Origin of the sequence: Brevundimonas sp. (assembly GCF_035627055.1) — a bacterium.
Classification (GTDB): Bacteria; Pseudomonadota; Alphaproteobacteria; order Caulobacterales; family Caulobacteraceae; genus Brevundimonas.
This window is the reverse complement of sequence record NZ_DASPMM010000014.1, coordinates 15,314-34,675: the sequence shown is the minus strand read 5'-3', so window position 1 is coordinate 34,675 and position 19,362 is coordinate 15,314. Positions and strand designations below refer to the sequence as shown.

Sequence of the window (19,362 nt, the reverse complement as noted above, 5' to 3'; positions counted from 1 at the left end):
GCGCCGAAGGCGATCTGTTCAGGCAGGCTGTCCGCGACAGTTTCGCGCTCTCGCGCGCCGCTGGGTCTCCCGATCTCGCTTCGCTCGTCGGAGGATGACGATAGCGGTGTGGATCACGCCGACGGCAGCAGATCCCCCGCGAACGCCCGATACCGGCCCGCCCGGACTCCGTCCGTCGCCCGCGCGATGTCCGGCGCGAAATAGTGATCCGACCCATAGGCCGCCGCCGCCTCCCGCACGATCCCGAACACCCGCTCCAGCGCCGCAGACGAGGTCAGCGGGCGGTGGAACTCGATCCCCTGCGCCGCGGCCAGCAGCTCGATGGCCACGACCGTCGCGGTGTTCTCGGCCATGTCCAGCAGCCGCCGCGCCCCGTGCGTCGCCATCGAGACGTGGTCTTCCTGATTGGCGCTGGTCGGCACGGTGTCGATGCTGCACGGATGGGCGACCATCCGGTTCTCGGCCACCAGCGCCGCCGCCGTCACCTGGGCGATCATGAAACCCGAGTTCAGACCGCTCTCGCGCACGAGGAAGGCGGGCAGGTCGCTCATCTTCGGATCGACGAGAATGGATGTCCGCCGCTCGGAGATATTGCCGATCTCGCACAAGGCCATGGCGATCTGATCCGCCGCGAAAGCAACGGGTTCAGCATGGAAGTTCCCGCCGGAGATTACGTCGCCCTCGTCGATGAAGACCAGCGGGTTGTCGGTCACGGCATTGGCCTCGCGCTCCAGCGTCGCGGCGGCGCTCTTCAGCACGTCCAGCACGGCTCCCATCACCTGCGGCTGGCAGCGCAGGGAGTAGGGGTCCTGCACCTTGTGGCAGCCCTCGCGGTGGCTCTCCCGGATGGCCGAGCCGCTCATCAGCTCGCGCAGCCGCGCCGCTACCGCGATCTGACCCGGCTGGCCGCGCAGCGCATGGATACGCGCGTCGAACGGCGCGTCCGAGCCCTTCAGCGCGTCGACCGACAGCGCCCCGGCGGCCACCGCGGCCGCGAAGGCCGCCTCGGCCGCGAACAGCCCGGCCAGCGCCAGCGCCGTCGAGCACTGCGTCCCGTTCAGCAGCGCCAGCCCTTCCTTCGGCCCCAGCACGATGGGCTTCAGCCCGACCGTGGCCAGCGCCGCCTCGGCGGGCATCGTCTCGCCGTTCACCCGCGCCTCGCCGACTCCGATCAGCACGCAGCTCATGTGCGCCAGCGGGGCCAGGTCCCCCGAGGCGCCCACCGAGCCCTTCGATGGAACGCACGGCATGACCCCGCCGTTGACCATGGTGATCAGCGTTTCCAGCGTCTCGCGCCGGATGCCCGATGCGCCCTTCGACAGGGAGGCGATCTTCAGCACCATCAGCAGCCGCACCACCGCGTCGTCCAACAGCGGCCCGACCCCGCAGGCGTGGCTCAGCACCAGGTTCTTCTGCAGCGTCTCGAGGTCGTCGGTGGCGATGGAGGTGTTGGCCAGCAGGCCGAAGCCGGTGTTGACGCCGTAGACGGTCCGCCCCTCGGCCACGATGGCCGCGACCACGGCGGCGCCGCGCTCGACGGCGGTCCAGGCGGCGGGCGCGAGCTCGACCGTGCAGGGCCCTTCAAGGACCGCCCGCAGCTGGGCGAGGGTGAGGGGGGATTGGCCTATCGTGAGTTTCATCGTCAGGCCTTCAGGCTCGGCAGGTTGAGGCCGTTGGCCCGCGCGGCGTCCTTGGCGATCTCATAGCCCGCGTCGGCATGGCGCATCACCCCCGTCGCGGGGTCGTTCCACAGCACCCGCTCCAGCCGCTTCGCCGCTTCCGGCGTGCCGTCCGCCACGATCACCACGCCCGAGTGCTGGGAATAGCCCATGCCGACCCCGCCGCCGTGGTGCAGCGACACCCAGCTCGCCCCCGAGGCCGTGTTCAGCAGGGCGTTCAGCAACGGCCAGTCCGACACCGCGTCCGACCCGTCCATCATCGCCTCGGTCTCGCGGTTCGGGCTCGCCACCGACCCAGAGTCGAGGTGGTCCCGCCCAATCACGATCGGTCCCGACAGCTCGCCCGACGCCACCATGTCGTTGAACATCAGCCCCGCCCGGTGCCGGTCGCCCAGCCCGATCCAGCAGATGCGCGCCGGCAGCCCCTGGAAGGCGATCCGCTCGCCCGCCATGTCCAGCCAGCGGTGCAGGCCCGCATTGTCCGGGAACAGCCGCTTCATGGCTTCGTCGGTCTTGCGGATGTCCTCCGGGTCGCCCGTCAGCGACGCCCAGCGGAAGGGGCCGATGCCCCGACAGAACAGCGGCCGGATATAGGCCGGCACGAAGCCGGGGAAGTCGAAGGCGTTCTCGACGCCCTCGTCGAAGGCCACCTGGCGGATGTTGTTGCCGTAGTCGGTGGTGGGCACGCCCTGGGCATGGAAATCCAGCATGGCCTGCACATGCACCGCCATCGACTTGCGCGCCGCGGCCTCGACCGTCGCCGGATCGCTCTGCCGCCTCGTCTCCCACTCGGCCACGCTCCAGCCCGCCGGCAGATAGCCGTTGACCGGGTCATGCGCCGAGGTCTGGTCGGTCACCAGATCGGGCCGCACGCCGCGCTTCACGAGCTCAGGCAACAAGTCAGCGGCATTTCCCAACAGCCCGATGGATATCGGTTTTTCCGATTCCAGTGACTCATTCAGCAGCGCCAGCGCCTCGTCCAGCGTCTCGGCCATGACACCGAGGTAGCGCGTCTTCAGCCGCATCTCGATCCGGCTGCGCTGGCATTCGATGGCGAGGCAGGAGGCCCCCGCCATGGTCGCCGCCAGAGGCTGGGCCCCGCCCATGCCGCCCAGCCCCGCCGTCAGGATCCATTTGCCGGCCCAGTCGCCGCCGTGGTGCTGGCGTCCGGCCTCCATGAAGGTCTCGTAGGTGCCCTGAACGATGCCTTGGGTGCCGATGTAGATCCAGGAGCCGGCCGTCATCTGGCCGTACATCATCAGCCCCTTGCGATCGAGCTCGTTGAAATGCTCCCAGGTCGCCCATTTCGGAACCAGATTGGAGTTGGCGATCAGCACCCTTGGAGCATCCGCATGGGTGCGGAACACCCCGACTGGCTTGCCCGACTGCACCAGCAGCGTCTGGTCCGCCTCCAGCGCGCGCAGCTCGTCGACGATCCGGTCGAAGGACGCCCAGTCCCGCGCCGCCTTGCCGATCCCGCCATAGACCACCAGGTCCTCCGGCCGCTCGGCCACCTCCGGATCGAGGTTGTTCATCAGCATCCGCAGCGCCGCCTCGGCGGCCCAGGTCTTCGCCGTCATCTCGGGGCCGCGCGGGCTGCGGATGACGCGGGTGTTCTGTTGAGTCGTCATGGCTCCTCTTAGCCCCTTCTCCCCTTGCGGGAGAAGGTGGCCGAGCGCAGCGAGGTCGGATGAGGGGTCTCTCCGCCGGATGGGCGTTTCCGTCGACGAGGCCGCCTCCGGTGCGACCCCTCATCCGCCAGCCTTCGGCTGCCACCTTCTCCCGCAAGGGGAGAAGGGGTTATGTGGATGGATGACCGACTCAGACGCCCTCGGCTGGCGCTCCATTGCGGACCTGCTCGGAAATCACCCCGACGCCCCCGTCGCCCTGATCGGCGCCGGCCTCAACGAGCGCTCCCTGACGCCCGGGCGCTGCGACCTCGGTCCCAGGGCCTTCCGCGCCGTCCTGCCGCGCTTCTCGACCTATGACGTCGAGACCGGCGCCGAGCTCGCCACCCGCGTCCACGACGCCGGCGATGTGCCGCTGAAGGCGGTCTCCCCCGCAGACGCCTTCGAACCCGTCCGCGCCGCCGTGGCGGGGCAGGGGGCGCGCGCCCTGACCGTTCTGATCGGCGGCAACAACGCCATCACCCGTCCGGGCGTCCACGCCCTCGGCCTCGACCGCGTCGGCCTGCTCACCCTCGACGCCCATTTCGACCTGCGCGACACCGATCATGGCCTGACCAACGGCAATCCGGTCCAGGCCGTGCTGGAAGACGGTCTCGACGGCCGCCGCATCAGCCAGGTCGGCCTCGCCCCTTTCGCCAACACCCGCCGCGCCCACGACAAGGCCAGGGCCGCCGGCATCTCCGTCCGCACCGCCCGCGATTGCCGCGAGCAGGGCCTCGCCGCCGTCGTCGCCGCCGAACTCAATCGCCTCTCGGCCCTGTGCGATGCGATCTACGTCGATTTCGACATCGACGTCATCGACCGCAGCCAGTGGCCCGCCTCGCCCGGCGCCCGCCCCGGCGGCGTCTCCGTCCACGACTTCTTCGACGCCGCCCGCCTCATCGGCGCCCATCCGAAGGTCCGCGCCGTCGACCTCACCGAATACGACCCCTCGCTCGAGCTCGGCGACCTCGGCTCCCTGACCGCCGGCCGCTGGTTCTGCGAACTGCTCGCCGGGTTCGAGACGCGATGATCCTCATTACCGATTGCCGCCTCGCCACCATGGTGGAGGGCGGCCAGCCCTACGGCGTCATCGACGACGGCGCCCTGCTGATCGAGGGCGGCCGCATCGTCTGGGCCGGGCCCCGCGCCGACCTGCCTGTGCACAACGCTGTGGAAACTCACCGCCTCGACGGCCGCTGGGTCACGCCCGGCCTGATTGACTGCCACACCCACCTGGTCTTCGGCGGCGACCGCTCCGGCGAGTTCGAGCAGCGGCTCGGCGGCGCCACCTATGAGCAGATCGCCCGCGCCGGCGGCGGCATCGTCTTCTCCGTCGCCGCCACCCGCGCCGCCTCGGAGGACGACCTCTACGCCTCCGCCCTGACCCGGCTCGCGGGCCTCAAGGCCACCGGCGTCACCACCGTCGAGATCAAGTCCGGCTACGGCCTCGACCATGACACCGAGCTGAAGATGCTGCGCGTCGCCCGCCGCCTCGGCCGCGAGGCCGGCGTGCGCGTCCGCACCAGCTACCTCGGCCTCCACGCCGTCCCGCCCGAGCATCGCGCCGTCCGTGCCGCCTATGTGGACAAGGCTGTGGATGAAATCCTCCCCGCCGCCCACGCCGAGGGCCTCGTTGACGCCGTCGACGCCTATTGCGAGCCCATCGCCTTCTCCACCGACGAGGTCGCCCGCCTGTTCGACCGGGCCCGCGCCCTCGGCCTGCCGGTCAAGCTGCACGCCGACCAGCTGTCCGACGGGGGCGGCGCCGCCCTGGCGGCGAAATACAGCGCCCTGTCCGCCGACCACATCGAGCACACCACAGAGCCCGGCATCCGCGCCATGGCCGAGGCCGGCGTCGTCGCCGTTCTCCTGCCCGGGGCCTATCTGATGCTGCGCGAGACAACCCCGCCGCCGCTCGATCTGCTGCGCCGCCACGGCGTGGCCATGGCCGTCGCCACCGACTGCAACCCCGGCACCTCGCCGGTGGCCTCCATGACCGCGGCGCTCAACCTCGCATGCGTCCAGTTCCGCCTGACGCCCGAAGAGGCCCTCGCCGGCGCCACCCGCCACGCCGCCAGGGCGCTGGGCCTGCAACACGAGACCGGAACCCTCGAACCCGGCAAGGCCGCCGATCTCGCGGTCTGGGACATCGAGCGCCCCGCCGAGCTCTGCTACTGGCTCGGCAAGCCCCTGCTGCACCGCCGCTATCTCGGCGGCGTTGCCGCCTGAGCCTCAGGCGCGCCAGACGACCTTCGCCGCCAGATCCGGCCGCGGCCGCTCCAGCGGCGCCTCCGGCAGCGTGCCGATGTGGATGAAGCCAGCGACCTGCTCGCCCGCCTGAACGTCCAGCATTTCAAGCGCCTGCGGGTCATAGCTGTACCAGTCCGTGATCCAGCTCGCCGAATATCCCAGCGCGTTCGCCGCATGCTCCAGGTTCATGCACACCGCCCCCGCCGACAGCTGCTGCTCCCACACCGGCACCTTGTGGCCCTCGACCGGCGTTGAAACGACGAGAATGCTCACAGGCGGCGCCGTCAGCTTCGACAGGACCTTGGCCGCCTTGCCGGGGTCCGCCTGCCGTTCCGCCAGCGGCCGCAACTGCTCCGCCAGCGCCGCCCGGCTCTCGGGCCCCATGACCGTGAACCGCCACGGGAACAGCTTGCCGTGATCCGGCGATCGCGCTCCCAGCGTCAGAATGCGCTTCACCTCGGCCGGCGAGGGGCCCGGGCCCGTCAGCGCCTGGGCGGGCGCCGAGCGGCGCGCCGCCAGCCGGGCCTCCATCTCGGGCGAAGGAACGGGGAGGGGGAGGGCCTGGCCCAGATCGTCATCGGACATGCGGTCTAGCTAGTCGTCCGCGTCCCCGTGCGCCATATCCGGGCCATGACAGATTCCCGCGACGCCTTCGACGCCGACCGCCCGACCCCCGGCTGGGACGACCCCGACGACCGCCCGCCGCCGTGGCGCAGCGCCGGCGAAAGCCTGATCTTCGAGAACCCGTGGATGCGCCTGACCCGCCATCCGGCCACCGCTCCGACCGGCCACCAGTCCGACTATGTCGTCATGCGCCCGCGCAACCTGTCGGTCGGCGTCCTGCCGGTCCACGAAGACGGCGCGGTGACGCTTGTCGGCCAGCAGCGCTTCGCCCTGATGAACTGGTCATGGGAGATGCCCGAGGGCGGCGCCCCCTTCGACGAGGACCCGCTGGAGGGCGCGCGCCGCGAGCTGGCCGAGGAGGCGGGGCTCAAGGCCGCCCATTGGCGCGAAGCCCTGAAGGTCGAGATGGCCAACTCCATCACCGACGAGCGCGCCATCGCCTGGATCGCCTGGGACTTCCAGCCCGCCCCCCTGGCTCCCGACCCGACCGAGGTCATCCGCGTCGCCCGCGTCCCCTTTGGCGATCTGCTGCGCGAGATCGGCCGCGGTTCGATCCGTGACATGTTCACCGTGGCCACGACCTTGCGCGCCTACCATATGGCCCGCGAGGGCGAACTGCCGCCCGAACTGGCGAAGGCCATGCTGGCGAGCGTATGATGCCCGCGAAGGAGACCCGGATGCCCCAGCTCGAAGTCGTCGCCGCGCGCCCGGACACCTGGGCGCAGCTGCGCGCCGCGGCCGACGAAACCGCCCGCGCGGAACCGCACCTAGCCTCGCAGATGAACGCGGTGATCCTGTCGCACGGCGACCTCGCCGCCGCCCTCGGCTTCCAGATCGCCCGCAAGCTGGGCGACGCCGAACTGGGCGCCATGTCGGTGCGCGAGATCTGCCGCGACGCCTTCGAAGCCGACCCGTCCATCGTCGCCGCGGCCGAGGCCGACCTGCGCGCCGTCGCCGAGCGCGACCCGGCCATCAAGTCGCTGCTGCAGCCCTTCCTCTACTTCAAGGGCTTCCAGGCCCTGCAGGGCCACCGCGTCGCCCACTGGCTGTGGAACCAGGGCCGCGACGCCTTGGCCTTCCATTTCCAGAGCCGCATGTCCGAGCTTTTCCAAGTCGACATTCACCCGGCCGCCCGCCTCGGCGCCGGCCTGTTCCTCGACCACGGCACCGGCATCGTCATCGGCGAGACGGCGGTCGTCGGCGACGACGTTTCCATGCTGCACGCCGTCACCCTCGGCGGCACCGGAGCCCAGCGCGGCGACCGCCACCCCAAGATCGGCAAGGGCGTCCTGCTCGGCGCCGGAGCCAAGGTGCTGGGGAACATCACGGTTGGCGACTACGCCAAGGTCGCCTCCGGCTCGGTGGTGCTCAAGCCGGTCCCCGCGGGCTGCACCGTCGCCGGCGTCCCCGCGCGTCTGGTCAACTGCCCGACCGAGGCCGCCCCTGCCCGGACCATGGACCACACCCTGGCCGACATCGTCTACGACTTCGTCATCTAGGCGGGGCCGCGAGGCCTTCCCCTCCCGCGGCCCTTTCTCTAGGGTCCGCCGCTCAAGACAGACCTGAGGCCGAGCATGAACACCGCCGACATGAAGCGCGTCGAGACGCACCTGAAGCGCACCTTCAACACGGGCGGCATCATCCTGAAGCCGCGCGGCAAGCCCAGCGACTCGGCCGAGGTCTATGTCGGCGACGAATTCATCGGCGTCGTCTTCGAGGACGAGGACGAGGCCGGCAGCTTCATGTTCGAGATGGCCATCCTGGCGGAAGACCTGCCGGACGCCTGAGCCGCCCGACAACGAGCGCGCACGAAAAAGCGCCGGAGGAGCGATCCTCCGGCGCTTCGTCGTTTCAGGTCCGGTTTTCAGCCGGGGATCAGTTGGTCTTGCCGAAGATCGCGTCGAGCAGCCCGGTCAGGAAGCCCTTCTTCTCGGCCGGCTTGGCCGCGGTCGCCGGGGCCGGAACAGCGGCGGCGGGCTTCGGAGCCGGGGCGGCGGCCGGAACGGCGGCGGGCCTGGCCGCCGGCGCCGCCTTCGGAGCAGCGGCCTTGGGAGCGGCGGCCTTGGGCGCGGCCTTCGGCGCGGCGGCCTTGGCGGCCGGCTTCTTCACGGCGGCCTTGGGAGCGGCGGTCTTCGGGGCAGCCTTCGGGGCCGCCTTCGGAGCCGACTTGGCGGCCGGCTTCTTGGCGACGGCCGGCTTGGCGGCGGCCTTCGGCGCGGCGGTCTTGGCCGGAGCCTTCGCGGCCGTCGGCTTCGCGGCGCTCGACTTTGCCGCCGGTTTCGGCTTGGAAGCGGCGGTCGCCGCCTTCGGTTTGGCGGTGCTCGGCTTGGACGGTGCTTTAGCCATGGTTTCCCCGACCCCTCGGTTCAGTTGGTTGATGCTGGCGGTGGAGCGCACGCCAGCGCGTGTCTCGATTCGTCATGATAGCGGTGTTTGAGAAATGTCCGAGTCCGCAGTTCAAATAATAGCGAGGGGTCCGCGCGCGATCGCGGAGGCCGCCGCCGCCTCTCTGGATTCAGACCCGTTGCTGGAGGGCGCCACCTATTCGATCCTCGAGGAAGACGAGGACCGGGGCATATGGCGGATCGACGCCTTTCCCAATGATGAAGACGATGCGCGGGGCATCGAGACGCGGCTGCGCACCCACGACGGCCTGACCGTCCTGGTCGAGAAGCTGGCCGACGCCGACTGGCTGGCCATGTCCCTGTCGGGCCTGCCGCCGGTGCGCGCCGGGCGCTTCTTCATCTACGGCGCCCACGACCAGGGCGTGGTGCCGAAGAACACCGTCAATCTGAAGATCGACGCCGGCGCCGCCTTCGGCACCGGCCACCACGGCACCACCGTCGGCTGCCTGCTGGCCTTCGACGAACTGCTCAAGCGCGAACGCTTCGAACGGGTGCTGGACGTCGGCTGCGGCACCGGCGTGCTGGCCATCGCGGCCGCCCGGACCGGGTCAAGGGTGGCGCTGGGCACCGACATCGACGCCCCTTCAGTGCGCATCGCCAACGAGAACGCGAAGCTCAATCACGCCAACGCCCGCTTCGTCCACGCCTCTGGCCTCAACGACCGCAAGGTGCGCGGGCAGGGGCCCTACGACCTCGTCTTCGCCAACATCCTCGCCCCGCCGCTGGTCAGCCTGTCGCAGGACATCCGCGAGGCGCTGGCGCTCGGCGGGGTGGCCATCCTGTCCGGCCTGCTCCGCACCCAGGAACGCCGCGTCACCGCCGCCTACCTGTCGCGCGGCTTCGTGCTGGAGCGCCGTATTCGCCGCGACGCCTGGAGCGCGCTGGTCCTGCGCAGGGTGGGTTAACGGGCGGAACGGACCGCAACCGCAGCCGTTGCGCCAGTCCAATGGAGGACTGCCCGTGACCCAGTACGATCCGAACCTCGATCCGCGCCGTCCCGTCGATCCGGGCGACCACCTCGAAACCGTGGAGACCGTCGTCACCGGCCCGGGCGTGGTGACCGAGACGGTCGAGCGGGTCGTGGTCCGCGACTCCAACACCGGCTGGTGGATCGCCGGCATTCTCGGCGGCCTGGTGCTGCTGGCGGTGCTGTGGATCCTGTTCGCCCGCGGCGGCGCGCCCGATACCGAGGAAGCCCTGCTCGACGCCCGCCTCGACGCGGCCGAGGCCCAGGCCCAGGCCGATCAGGCGCTGGTCGCCGGTCAGGTCGCCGGCGCCCAGGCCAGCGTCGATATCGCCCGCGCCAACGCCAACGCCGCCGTCGCCGCCGCCGAGGCCCGCGCCGCCCAGGCCCGCGCCGCCGATCCCGTCATCATCGAGCGCGAGGTCCCCGTCCCCGTGCCCGTCCCGGCGCCTTCGTCGTCGCCGGACACGCCGGTCGTCTCCCCGACCTCGCCGCAAAACTGAGAAGCCGCGGACCGGGTTCACCTCCCCATTCGCGTCAGGCGAAAGGGGAAGACGGATTGGCGCGCCAGCGACCATCAGGAGGGGGCGGCGCAGGCGGTCAGGCAGTCCGGCGCAAACCCGCCTCTGCCGCCGCCGCCCCTCCTGGTCGCTGCTTCGGATGTCGTGCCTGCCGTCACCCTTTCCCAATCGTGGGCGCCAAGGCTATCTACCGCCCATGCGCCAGTCCTTCGATGACACCACCGACCCGTCCTTCGGGGCGAAACACCTGCCCCTCGTCCGGGCGAAGATGGCCGAGCAGGGCCTCGACGGCCTGCTGGTCCCGCACGAAGACGAGCACCAGAACGAATACCTGCCCGAGGCCAACGACCGGCTGGCCTGGCTCACCGGCTTCACCGGCTCGGCCGGCGCGGGCGTGGTGCTCAAGGACCGCGCCGCCGTCTTCGCCGATGGCCGCTACACGGTGCAGGTCCGCGCCCAGGTCGATCCGGCGCAGTTCGAAATCCGCTCGCTCGAGAACAACGGCGTCGCCGCCTGGCTCGAGACCGCCCCGAGGGGCGCCGTCATCGGCTACGATCCGCGCCTGCACAGCCCGGACTCCCTCGCGGCCCTGAGGCGCGCCGCCGACAAGGCCGGCGCCACCCTGAAGCCCGTCGAGCCGAATCCCCTCGACCTCGCCTGGGGCGACGATCGCCCGGCCCAGCCGGCCGCCCCCGTGGTCCCGCACGACGACCGCTACACCGGCGAGACCAGCGCTTCCAAGCGCGCCCGCATCGGCGCGGCCATCCGCGACGCCGGCGCCGAAGCCGCCGTCCTGACCGCTCCCGCCTCCATCGCCTGGCTGTTCAATATCCGGGGCGGCGACGTCATCCGCACCCCGCTGCCGCTGTCGCAGGCCGTCGTCCGCGGCGACGGAACGGCGCGGCTGTTCATGGACCCGCGCAAGGTCACCAATGAACTGCCCGGCTGGCTCGGCGACTCCGTCACCCTTGAAGCCCCCGAGGCCCTGCCGCAGGCGCTGGACGCCCTGTCCGACCAGCCGGTCCTGATCGATCCGGGCCAGTCCTCCGCCTGGTATTTCGATCGCCTCCAGGCCGCCGGCGCGACCATTGTCCGCGCCATGGACCCCTGCACCCTGCCGCGCGCCTGCAAGAATCTGGTCGAGATCGAGGGCAGCCGTCAGGCCCACATCCGCGACGGCGCCGCCCTGACCCGCTTCCTGCACTGGGTCGACACGGTCGCCCAGCAGGCCCTCCCCACCGAGCGCGAGATCGCCGAGGCTCTGGAAGGCTTCCGCGAGGCCACCGGCGCCCTGAAGGACCTGTCGTTCGACACCATCGCCGGGGCCGGCCCCAACGGCGCCCTGCCGCACTACAAGCCGGTCGGCGACAAGATCCGCCGCATCGAAAAGGGCAGCCTGCTGCTGGTCGACGGCGGCGGCCAGTATCTGGACGGCACCACCGACGTGACCCGCACCATGGCCGTCGGCGACCCGACCGCCGACCAGCGCCGCATGTTCACCCTCGTGCTCAAGGGCCATATCGCCATGGCCGTGGTGCGCTTCCCCGAGGGCACGACCGGCCACCAGCTCGACGCCCTGGCGCGCCTGCCCATGTGGATGGCCGGCCTCGACTACGACCACGGCACCGGCCACGGCGTCGGCTCCTATCTCGGCGTCCACGAGGGTCCGCAACGCATCGCCAAGATGGCCAACACCCAGCCCCTGCTGACCGGCATGATCGTCTCCAACGAGCCCGGCTACTACCGCGAGGGCCATTGGGGCATCCGCATCGAGACCCTGCAGGTCGTCACCCCGCCCGCGCCCATCCCCGGCGGCGAACGCCCCATGCACGGCTTCGAACAGCTGACCTTCGCCCCGCTGGACCGCAGGCTGATCGACGTCGCCCTGCTGACCCCCGACGAACGCGCCTACGTCGACGCCTACCACGCCGAGACGCTGGCCAAGGTCGGGCCGCTGCTGGATGGGCAGGCGCTGGACTGGCTGAAGGCGGCGGCCGCGCCGCTCTGACAGGGCCTTGCGAAACGGGCCGGGGGCCACGACCTGAAGCGCTGCAGACCGCAGGAGCGCCTTCATGAAAACCCGTCGTCTCGGCAAGGCCGGCCCCGAGGTCTCCGCCATCGGCCTCGGCTGCATGGGCATGGCGGCCTTCTACGGCCAGGCCTCGGACGAGGGGCAGGCGACGGCGGTGATCCACCGCGCCCTCGACCTCGGCGTCACCTTCTTCGACACGGCCGAGATGTACGGCCCGCACACCAATGAGATTCAGGTCGGCAAGGCGCTGGCCGGCCGGCGCGACGAGGCCTTCATCGCCACCAAATTCGGCATCGGCTACAACGCCGACCGCACCGCCCTGGCCGTCGACGGATCGCCCGCCAACGTCCGCCGCGCCATCGAGGGCAGCCTCAAGCGGCTCAACGTCGACCACGTCGACCTCTACTACCTCCACCGCGTCGACCCGAACACGCCGATCGAGGAGACTGTCGGCGCGATGGGCGAACTGGTGAGCGAGGGCAAGGTCCGCTTCCTTGGCCTGTCCGAAGCCGCGCCCGAGACCCTGCGCCGCGGTCATGCAACCCATCCGATCACCGCGCTGCAGACCGAATACTCCCTGTGGAGCCGCGAGCCCGAAGACGAGCTGCTGGCCGCTTGCGACGAACTCGGCATCGGCTTCGTCCCCTACAGCCCGCTCGGCCGCGGCTTCCTCTCCGGCGAGATCAAATCGATCGACGATCTCGCGCCCGACGATTTCCGCCGCTCCAATCCCCGTTTCATGGGCGAGAATTTTCAGAAGAACCTCGACCTCGTCTCGGCGGTGCAGGACATCGCCGCCGACAAGGGCGTCACCGCCGCGCAGCTGGCCCTCGCCTGGGTGCTGGCGCAAGGCGACCACCTCGTCCCCATCCCCGGCACCCGCCGCATCCGCACGCTGGAAGAGAACGCCGCCGCCGTCGACCTGACCCTGACGCCGGAAGACCTCGCCCGCATCGACGCGGTCTTCCCCAAGGGCGCCGCCTCCGGCCACCGCTACGCCGAAGCGGCCCGGGGGGCGCTGAACCGCTGAGCCTTACCGCGATTTAACTGGCCCGCCGCCTCCCGCCGGCGATAGTATTTGCAAATGCAAATAACATCGGACCAGAACGAGGCGGAACAGGCCCTGACGGCCTTGGGCTTCACCGACCTGGAGGCCCGGGTCTATTGCGCCCTGCTGGCCAGCGGGCCCGCCACCGGCTACCGCCTCGCCAAACTCGTCGGCAAGGCCCCGCCCAACGTCTATCAGGCCCTCGCCGCCCTCGGCCGCAAGGCCGCGGTGCTGGTCGACGAGACCGAGCCTCGCACCTGGCGCGCCGCCCGCCCCGCCGAACTGCTCGCCGTCCTCGGCGGATCCTTCGCTCACCGCCAGGCCGAGGCGGAACGCCGGCTGGCCAATCTCGCCGTCGCCCCCGCCGACGACCGCCTCTACCAGATCGCCGATCCCGACCAGGTCCTCGAACGGGCCCGGGCCATGCTCGCCGCGGCGAAGGACATTGTCCTCTTCGACCTCTTCGACGCCCCCTTGGCCGCCCTGCGCGAACCGCTCGAAGCCACTGCGGCCCGCGGCGTCACCGTCGCCGGCCTGGTTTACGGCCCGGTCGAGTCGATCGCCGGCGTCATCGCCCGCCGGGCGGCCGGCGAAGGCGTCGCCCGCGACCGATGGCCGGGGGCGCAGCTCAGCCTCGTGGTCGACGCCGCTGAGCATCTGGTCGCCCTGATGACCCCCGCCATGGACGGCGTGCGTCGCGCCATCTGGAGCGACAGCGCCTACCTCAGCTGCCTGCAGCACAGCGGCCTCTCGGCCGAGATTCGCCTCACCGGCGTCGCCTCGGACGCCCTGGAGCCGCTGGCCGGGCTGTCGCTGCTGCGCGCCGCCCCCCGCGGCCTCCGCGCCCTGATCGGCCCCGAACCACTCTCCCTCTCGCTCGACAGTCACGAGGTCTCCGCATGAGACGCGCCCCCTTCGCCGCCGCCCTGATCCTGCTCGCCTTCCCGGTGAGCGCCTGGGCCGACGACCCGACCGCCGTGCTCGACCGCTATCGCGCCTGGCGCGGCGGGGCGGCCTTCGAGCAGCTGAGCGCCGTTCGCGCCGTGGGCGTCCTGGCCGGCTCCGGCCTGGAAGGCACGATCGAACAGATCGCCACCGCCCAAGGCGACCTGCGCCGCGACATCGACCTGGGCGTCGTCCGCACCGCCAGCGCCCGCCGAGGCGCAGAGGGATGGACCCTGACCCCCGCCGGCCAGATCGAGGACATCGCCGCCGCCACGGCCGAGGATCTGCGCCGCGACGCCCTGCTGATGTTCGAGGCGGTGCTGGACGACCCTTCCCGGCTCGACCGCAAGCCGGACGGCACCCGCGACGGGAGGACATACGCCGTGGTCGCCGTCGATTTCGGCGATGACGACGTCCACGAGCTCTACATCGAACCCGCGACCGGCGCCCTCTACGGCCTGAGACGGGTCCGCGACCGGCGCGAGGCCTTCGTTCGCTTCGAGGACTGGCGCATGGTCGAGGGCGTGCGGATGCCGTTCGCGGAGATTTCCGCCGACGGCGCGGAAGGCGCCATCCGCTGGACGACCGTCGACGCCAATCCAGACCTGCCCGACGACGCTTTCGCCCGCCCCGGCCACGCCGCGGCCCATGTCATCGACGGTGGCGACGCCTCCAGCGGCTTCATGCCCTTCGACCTGTTCGCCGGCGTCCGCATCTACATCCCCGCCACCATCAACGGCGTCGAGACCGAGGTGCTGCTCGACAGCGGCGCCGAGATGACCGTGCTCGACAAGGCCTTCGCCGAACAGCTCGGACTCGCCGCCAGCGGTGAGGTCGCGGCGGTCGGCACCGGCGGCGTCGGCTCCGCCCAATTCGCCCAGGGAGTGACCATCGATCTGAACGGGATCACCTTCCCGGACCGGACCGTGGCCGTGATCGACCTCGCCGCCGTCGGCCAGGCGATCGGCCGTCCGCTGCCGGTCGTGCTCGGCAAGGACGCCTTCAACGGCCTGATCATCGACATCGATTTTCCCGGCCGCCTGATCGCCTTCCATGAGCGCGAGGGGTTCGCCGCGCCGGAAGGCCTGGTCGAGGTCCCGCTGGTCTCGACCGGCGCGATCCGCGCCGTACCCCTGTCCGTCGAGGGCCGGCCCCCGGCGCTGTTTGATTTCGACACGGGCAACGGAGGCTCGCTGATCGTCTATCCGGCCTATGCCGCGGCTGAAGGCCTGCTGGAGGGCCGTCCCGCCTCGACCGTCATGTCCGGCGCCGTGGGCGGCATGCGCGAGAGCGGCATCGCCACCCTCGGCACGATCGAACTTGCCGGGTTCGAGATTCGCGACGTACCGACCGTCTTTCCGCCCGCGGGCCCCTCGGCGGTGGACAGCGACCGCGCCGCTGGCAATGTCGGCATGGGCGTGCTCGGCCGCTTTCGGCTGGTCACCGACTTCGGCGGCGGCCGGATCTGGCTGGGCGCGGATTCCGCCAGCCTGACGCAACCCTTCGCGCGAGACCGGCTTGGCCTGAGCCTGCGCAAGGAGGGCGGGGTCATCGTCGTCCAGCGGGTGTCGCCGAGCTCGCCGGCCGCGGCGGCCGGCTGGACGGGCGGCGAACGGATCGCCGCCATCGACGGTGTGGCGGCCGCCGATCTCGACGCGCCGGCGCTGCGGGCCGTGGTCACAGGGCCGGCCGGCCGCGCCGTGCGCCTGACGCTCGAGGGCGGCGAGAGCCGCACCCTCGAAAGCCGGGATTTCTACTGATCAGCCGCCGGTCAGGGCCAGCCACTCGTCCTCGGTCAGCACCTGAACGCCGTGCTTCTGCGCCTCCGCCAGCTTGGAGCCGGCGCCGGGACCCGCCACGAGGTAGTCGGTCTTCTTCGAGACCGAGCCGGACACCTTGGCCCCCAGGGTCTCGGCCCTGGCCTTGGCCTCGTCCCGCGTGAACCGCTCCAGCGCGCCGGTGAAGACCACCGTCTTGCCGGCTACCGCCGTGTCGGATTTGGGCTTCTCCGCGTCCTCGATCCGGTCCAGTTCGGCCACCAGCGCCTCGACCATCGCCCGGTTGTGGGTCTCCCTGAAGAACAGCGCCAACGCCCGCGCCGCCACCGGCCCGACGCCCGAAACCCCGGCGATCTGCCCCAGCCCCTCGGACGGCCCCTCACTCCGCGCCACCTCCGCCAGCCTTGCCAGCCCGGCCCAGTCCTCCGCCAGCGTCCCGAGCCCTCGCCGCGCCGGCGCCGCCAGACCGGGGAAGGCGAGGGCGATCTTCTGGTCCAGCGGCGCCTCCGGCCACGGATCCTCCGCCGGCGGCGAAGCCTCCGCCAGCTGGGCGATCACCCGCGGCGACACCGCATGGGTCTCCGACAGCCGCACCCAGTCCTCGCTCGGCAAGCCCTCGGCCGCCGCGAGGCAGGCCGCCTCGAATGCGGCCCAGGTCTCGAACGCCCGCGCCAGCACGATCGAGGTCTGCTCGCCGATGTCCCGCACCCCGAGGCCGTAGATGAACCGGTCCAGCGCGATGGTCCGCCGCGCGTCGATCCCCGCCACCAGGTTGCGCACGCTGGTCTCGCCGTAGCCGTCCTCGGCCCGCAGCGCGTCCAGCTTGGCCTCGTCGCGGGCCAGCCGGAAGATGTCCGCCGGCTGGCTGATCCAGCCCCGCTCATGGAAGGCGACAAGCTGCTTTTCGCCCAACCCCTCGATGTCGAAGGCCCGGCGGCTGACGAAATGTTTCAGATGCTCGATCCGCTGGAACGGACAGGCCAGTTCCCCGGTGCAGCGCCGCACCACCGACTCCACGCCCGACGCGGTCGTCTCCTTCACCAGCGCCGTCCTCAGCGGACAGACGCAGATGTGGGGGAACGCATACGGCTCGCCCCGACCCGGCCGGTTCGCATCCACCACGCCGAGGATCTGCGGGATCACGTCTCCGGCCCTCTGCAGCATCACAGTATCGCCGATGCGCACGTCCAGCCGCTCGATCTCGTCGGCGTTGTGCAGCGTCGCATTGCGCACCACCACGCCGCCGACCGTCACCGGATGCAGCCGCGCCACCGGCGTGTGCGACCCGGTCCGCCCGACCTGGATGTCGATGCCCTCCAGGACGGTCTGCGCCTGCTGCGCCGGAAACTTGTGGGCGATGGCCCAGCGCGGGGTCCGTGCGACGAAGCCGAGCCGCTCCTGCCAGTCCAGCCGATCGATCTTGTAGACCACCCCGTCGATGTCATAGCCGAGCGAAGCCCGGTCGGCCTGCAGGCCGTCGTAGAGGGCGATCAGCCCCGCCGCGTCCTCGACTCGTCGCGACCGGTCATTCACCGGGAAGCCCCACGACTGAAGCGCCTGAAGCGCCTCCCACTGGGTCTGCGCGAATGGCTCCGACATCTCGCCCCAAGCGTAGGCGAAGAACCGCAACGGCCGCTGCGCCGTCATCGCCGCATCCTTCTGGCGCAGCGATCCGGCGGCGAAATTGCGCGGGTTGGCGTAGGTCCGCGACCCAGCCGCCTCGGCGGCGCGGTTGAAGGCGTCGAAGGCGTCGTTCGGCGCATAGACCTCGCCGCGCACCTCGACCACGGCGGGCCACCCGGAGCCGGCCAAGCGCTCGGGGATATCGGCGATGGTGCGAAGATTGGCCGTGACGTCCTCGCCGGTCTTGCCATCGCCCCGGGTGGCGCCGCGGGCCAGCACGCCGTTCTCGTAGCGCAGGCTGGCGGACAGCCCGTCGATCTTGGGCTCGGCGACGAAGGCGATCTGTTCGTCGCCCGGCAGTTTCAGGAAGCGGCGGATGCGGGCCGCGAAGTCCCTGACCTCCGCCTCATCAAAGGCGTTGTCCAGCGACAGCATCGGCACCCCGTGCCGCACCGGCGCGAACTGACTCGATACCGCCGCTCCGACCACCTGCGACGGCGAGTCGGCCATGGTCAATTCGGGGAAGCGGCTCTCGATCTCCAGCGCCCGCCGCTTCAGGGTGTCATACGCCGCGTCCGAAATCTCCGGGGCGTCATGGCCGTGGTAGAGGGCGTCGTGGCGCGCCAGCTCGGCCGTCAGCCGGGTGAACTCCTCCCGGGCCTGCGCTTCGGTCAGCTGATCGACGGCGGTGTCGGCCATGGGAATCGCATTCGCTCCATCATTTCGGCCGACTTCTAGCATCCGGGGCGAACGCCGCGAGGGCGCCGTCCGTTTCCCGCGTCATGACACGAGCTTAACCTGACGCCGCCGGTCTGGCCTGCTAGCCTGTGGCCGCTCCAAGGGAATCTCCATGCGCCACCTTCGCCTCGCCATCCTTTCGCCCTTCGCCGCCGCCCTGCTGCTCAGCGCCTGCTCGAGCACCGCGCCGGAGGTCACGGTCGCCGCGCCCGAACCGTCCGTCATGCACGCCCAGCTGCTCGAGGATGTCCGCATCCTGGCGGCCGACGACATGCAGGGCCGCGACACCGGCGCGCCGGGCGGCGCGATGGCGCGCGCCTACATCATCGGCCGGCTCGAGGCGCTGGGCGTCGCCGCGCCGCCGATGGGCCGCGAACAGCCGTGGGAGATGCAGGGCCGCACCCGCGAAGGGCCGAAGACCTTCAACGGAGTCAACGTCATCGGTGTCATTCCGGGCACGCGGGTGACCGACCGATACATCGTGGTCACCGCCCACTACGACCACGTCGGCGTCAACGACGCCCAGATCTTCAACGGCGCGGACGACAACGCCTCGGGCGTCGCGACCATGCTGGCCCTCGCCGCCGACCTGAAGCGCCAGGCCCCCGAACATAGCGTGCTGATCGTCGCCCTCGACGGCGAGGAACGCGGCCTGCTGGGGGCCCGGCATTTCGTCGAGGCGCCGCCGGTGCCGCTGACGTCCGTCTCGATGAACCTGAATTTCGACATGACCGCCCGCGCCGAGACGGACGGCAAGCTGTGGGTCACCGGGACCTACCAGAATCCGACCTTCCGGCCGATCCTCGAGTCGGTCCCGGCCAATGGCGCGGTCGCCCTGGCCTTCGGCAAGGACACGCCGCAGGACACCGGCGAGGACAACTGGGTCGACGCCTCCGACCACGCAGCCTTCCATCACGCCCAGGTTCCGTTCCTGTACCTCGGCGTGAACTACCACCCGGATTACCACCGGCCCTCGGATGACTTCGAGCGGATCACCCCGTCCGTGTTCATCAGCGCCACGGAACTGTCGATCGCCTCATTCCGGGCCCTCGACCGGGCGCTCGACCGTTAGGACGGATAGGGGG

The 19,362-nt window shown here is 71.0% G+C and carries 17 protein-coding genes; 12 read left to right on the top strand and 5 right to left on the bottom strand.

The window, feature by feature from the left end; genetic code table 11:
- Window positions 1-113: 113 nt before the first annotated feature.
- Window positions 114-1,640 (bottom strand): histidine ammonia-lyase, encoded by a 1,527-nt coding sequence (hutH, locus tag VEA98_RS06205; protein WP_324811844.1) that lies wholly within the window; start codon window positions 1,638-1,640, stop codon window positions 114-116.
- 2 nt (window positions 1,641-1,642) lie between these two features.
- Window positions 1,643-3,310 (bottom strand): urocanate hydratase, encoded by a 1,668-nt coding sequence (gene hutU / locus VEA98_RS06200; protein WP_324811841.1) that lies wholly within the window; start codon window positions 3,308-3,310, stop codon window positions 1,643-1,645.
- 181 nt (window positions 3,311-3,491) lie between these two features.
- Here hutU and VEA98_RS06195 point away from each other — a divergent pair, with 181 nt between their 5' ends.
- Together VEA98_RS06195 and hutI are read left to right on the top strand one after the other, a co-directional pair.
- On the top strand, window positions 3,492-4,379 hold the full coding sequence (locus VEA98_RS06195) for an agmatinase family protein (RefSeq protein ID WP_324811840.1): 888 nt from the start codon (window positions 3,492-3,494) through the stop codon (window positions 4,377-4,379).
- Window positions 4,376-5,578 (top strand): imidazolonepropionase, encoded by a 1,203-nt coding sequence (gene hutI / locus VEA98_RS06190; RefSeq protein WP_324811838.1) that lies wholly within the window; start codon window positions 4,376-4,378, stop codon window positions 5,576-5,578. The genes VEA98_RS06195 and hutI overlap by 4 nt, the downstream gene beginning before the upstream one ends.
- A gap of 3 nt (window positions 5,579-5,581) precedes the next feature.
- Here the strand turns inward: hutI and VEA98_RS06185 are convergent, their stop codons facing one another.
- Complete coding sequence (locus VEA98_RS06185) at window positions 5,582-6,184, bottom strand: nitroreductase (RefSeq protein ID WP_324811836.1); 603 nt, start codon at window positions 6,182-6,184, stop codon at window positions 5,582-5,584.
- Between the two features lie 45 nt (window positions 6,185-6,229).
- On the opposite strand from VEA98_RS06185, the gene VEA98_RS06180 reads away from it, so the two are divergent.
- The 3 genes from VEA98_RS06180 to VEA98_RS06170 all read left to right on the top strand — a co-directional run bounded on the left by VEA98_RS06180 (window position 6,230) and on the right by VEA98_RS06170 (window position 8,010).
- The gene (locus VEA98_RS06180) at window positions 6,230-6,880 is read left to right on the top strand and encodes an NUDIX hydrolase (RefSeq protein ID WP_324811833.1); all 651 of its coding nucleotides are present in this window, start codon (window positions 6,230-6,232) and stop codon (window positions 6,878-6,880) included.
- Between the two features lie 20 nt (window positions 6,881-6,900).
- The gene (gene cysE / locus VEA98_RS06175) at window positions 6,901-7,722 is read left to right on the top strand and encodes a serine O-acetyltransferase (RefSeq protein WP_324811831.1); all 822 of its coding nucleotides are present in this window, start codon (window positions 6,901-6,903) and stop codon (window positions 7,720-7,722) included.
- Window positions 7,723-7,797: 75 nt separating this feature from the next.
- Window positions 7,798-8,010 carry a DUF3126 family protein gene (locus VEA98_RS06170; RefSeq protein ID WP_324777196.1) on the top strand — a complete coding sequence of 71 codons (213 nt, stop codon included), beginning with the start codon at window positions 7,798-7,800 and terminating at the stop codon, window positions 8,008-8,010.
- 88 nt (window positions 8,011-8,098) lie between these two features.
- Here VEA98_RS06170 and VEA98_RS06165 read toward each other — a convergent pair whose 3' ends face one another.
- Entirely contained in the window at window positions 8,099-8,569 is a 471-nt protein-coding gene (locus tag VEA98_RS06165) for a hypothetical protein (protein WP_324811830.1), read from the bottom strand.
- A 94-nt stretch (window positions 8,570-8,663) separates the two neighbouring features.
- Between VEA98_RS06165 and VEA98_RS06160 the strand changes: the two genes are divergently transcribed.
- The 6 genes from VEA98_RS06160 (at window position 8,664) to VEA98_RS06135 (ending at window position 15,898) form a co-directional block, all read left to right on the top strand.
- Window positions 8,664-9,533: a 50S ribosomal protein L11 methyltransferase gene (locus VEA98_RS06160; RefSeq protein ID WP_324811827.1), complete on the top strand. Its 870-nt coding sequence runs from the start codon at window positions 8,664-8,666 to the stop codon at window positions 9,531-9,533.
- Between the two features lie 55 nt (window positions 9,534-9,588).
- Window positions 9,589-10,095 carry a hypothetical protein gene (locus VEA98_RS06155; RefSeq protein ID WP_324811825.1) on the top strand — a complete coding sequence of 169 codons (507 nt, stop codon included), beginning with the start codon at window positions 9,589-9,591 and terminating at the stop codon, window positions 10,093-10,095.
- Window positions 10,096-10,309: 214 nt separating this feature from the next.
- Window positions 10,310-12,121 carry an aminopeptidase P family protein gene (locus VEA98_RS06150; RefSeq protein WP_324811822.1) on the top strand — a complete coding sequence of 604 codons (1,812 nt, stop codon included), beginning with the start codon at window positions 10,310-10,312 and terminating at the stop codon, window positions 12,119-12,121.
- A gap of 64 nt (window positions 12,122-12,185) precedes the next feature.
- Window positions 12,186-13,175, top strand: coding sequence for an aldo/keto reductase (locus VEA98_RS06145; RefSeq protein WP_324811820.1), 990 nt, complete (start codon window positions 12,186-12,188; stop codon window positions 13,173-13,175).
- Window positions 13,176-13,229: 54 nt separating this feature from the next.
- On the top strand, window positions 13,230-14,096 hold the full coding sequence (locus VEA98_RS06140) for a TrmB family transcriptional regulator (protein ID WP_324811817.1): 867 nt from the start codon (window positions 13,230-13,232) through the stop codon (window positions 14,094-14,096).
- Window positions 14,093-15,898, top strand: a complete 1,806-nt coding sequence (locus VEA98_RS06135) for an aspartyl protease family protein (RefSeq protein ID WP_324811815.1) — start codon at window positions 14,093-14,095, stop codon at window positions 15,896-15,898. Before VEA98_RS06140 ends, VEA98_RS06135 begins: the two co-directional genes overlap by 4 nt.
- Here the strand turns inward: VEA98_RS06135 and ligA are convergent, their stop codons facing one another.
- Entirely contained in the window at window positions 15,899-18,238 is a 2,340-nt protein-coding gene (gene ligA / locus VEA98_RS06130; protein ID WP_324811813.1) for an NAD-dependent DNA ligase LigA, read from the bottom strand.
- Window positions 18,239-18,389: 151 nt separating this feature from the next.
- Between ligA and VEA98_RS06125 the strand changes: the two genes are divergently transcribed.
- Window positions 18,390-19,349, top strand: coding sequence for a M28 family peptidase (locus VEA98_RS06125; RefSeq protein WP_324811810.1), 960 nt, complete (start codon window positions 18,390-18,392; stop codon window positions 19,347-19,349).
- Window positions 19,350-19,362 lie beyond the last annotated feature (13 nt).

Bases quoted from the DNA above. Each gene is read 5' to 3' on its own strand.
- hutH (WP_324811844.1), bottom strand. From the start codon at position 1,640: ATGAAACTCACGATAGGCCAATCCCCCCTCACCCTCGCCCAGCTGCGG.
- hutU (WP_324811841.1), bottom strand. From the start codon at position 3,310: ATGACGACTCAACAGAACACCCGCGTCATCCGCAGCCCGCGCGGCCCC.
- VEA98_RS06195 (WP_324811840.1), top strand. From the start codon at position 3,492: ATGACCGACTCAGACGCCCTCGGCTGGCGCTCCATTGCGGACCTGCTC.
- hutI (WP_324811838.1), top strand. From the start codon at position 4,376: ATGATCCTCATTACCGATTGCCGCCTCGCCACCATGGTGGAGGGCGGC.
- VEA98_RS06185 (WP_324811836.1), bottom strand. From the start codon at position 6,184: ATGTCCGATGACGATCTGGGCCAGGCCCTCCCCCTCCCCGTTCCTTCG.
- VEA98_RS06180 (WP_324811833.1), top strand. From the start codon at position 6,230: ATGACAGATTCCCGCGACGCCTTCGACGCCGACCGCCCGACCCCCGGC.
- cysE (WP_324811831.1), top strand. From the start codon at position 6,901: ATGCCCCAGCTCGAAGTCGTCGCCGCGCGCCCGGACACCTGGGCGCAG.
- VEA98_RS06170 (WP_324777196.1), top strand. From the start codon at position 7,798: ATGAACACCGCCGACATGAAGCGCGTCGAGACGCACCTGAAGCGCACC.
- VEA98_RS06165 (WP_324811830.1), bottom strand. From the start codon at position 8,569: ATGGCTAAAGCACCGTCCAAGCCGAGCACCGCCAAACCGAAGGCGGCG.
- VEA98_RS06160 (WP_324811827.1), top strand. From the start codon at position 8,664: ATGTCCGAGTCCGCAGTTCAAATAATAGCGAGGGGTCCGCGCGCGATC.
- VEA98_RS06150 (WP_324811822.1), top strand. From the start codon at position 10,310: ATGCGCCAGTCCTTCGATGACACCACCGACCCGTCCTTCGGGGCGAAA.
- VEA98_RS06145 (WP_324811820.1), top strand. From the start codon at position 12,186: ATGAAAACCCGTCGTCTCGGCAAGGCCGGCCCCGAGGTCTCCGCCATC.
- VEA98_RS06140 (WP_324811817.1), top strand. From the start codon at position 13,230: ATGCAAATAACATCGGACCAGAACGAGGCGGAACAGGCCCTGACGGCC.
- VEA98_RS06135 (WP_324811815.1), top strand. From the start codon at position 14,093: ATGAGACGCGCCCCCTTCGCCGCCGCCCTGATCCTGCTCGCCTTCCCG.
- ligA (WP_324811813.1), bottom strand. From the start codon at position 18,238: ATGGCCGACACCGCCGTCGATCAGCTGACCGAAGCGCAGGCCCGGGAG.
- VEA98_RS06125 (WP_324811810.1), top strand. From the start codon at position 18,390: ATGCGCCACCTTCGCCTCGCCATCCTTTCGCCCTTCGCCGCCGCCCTG.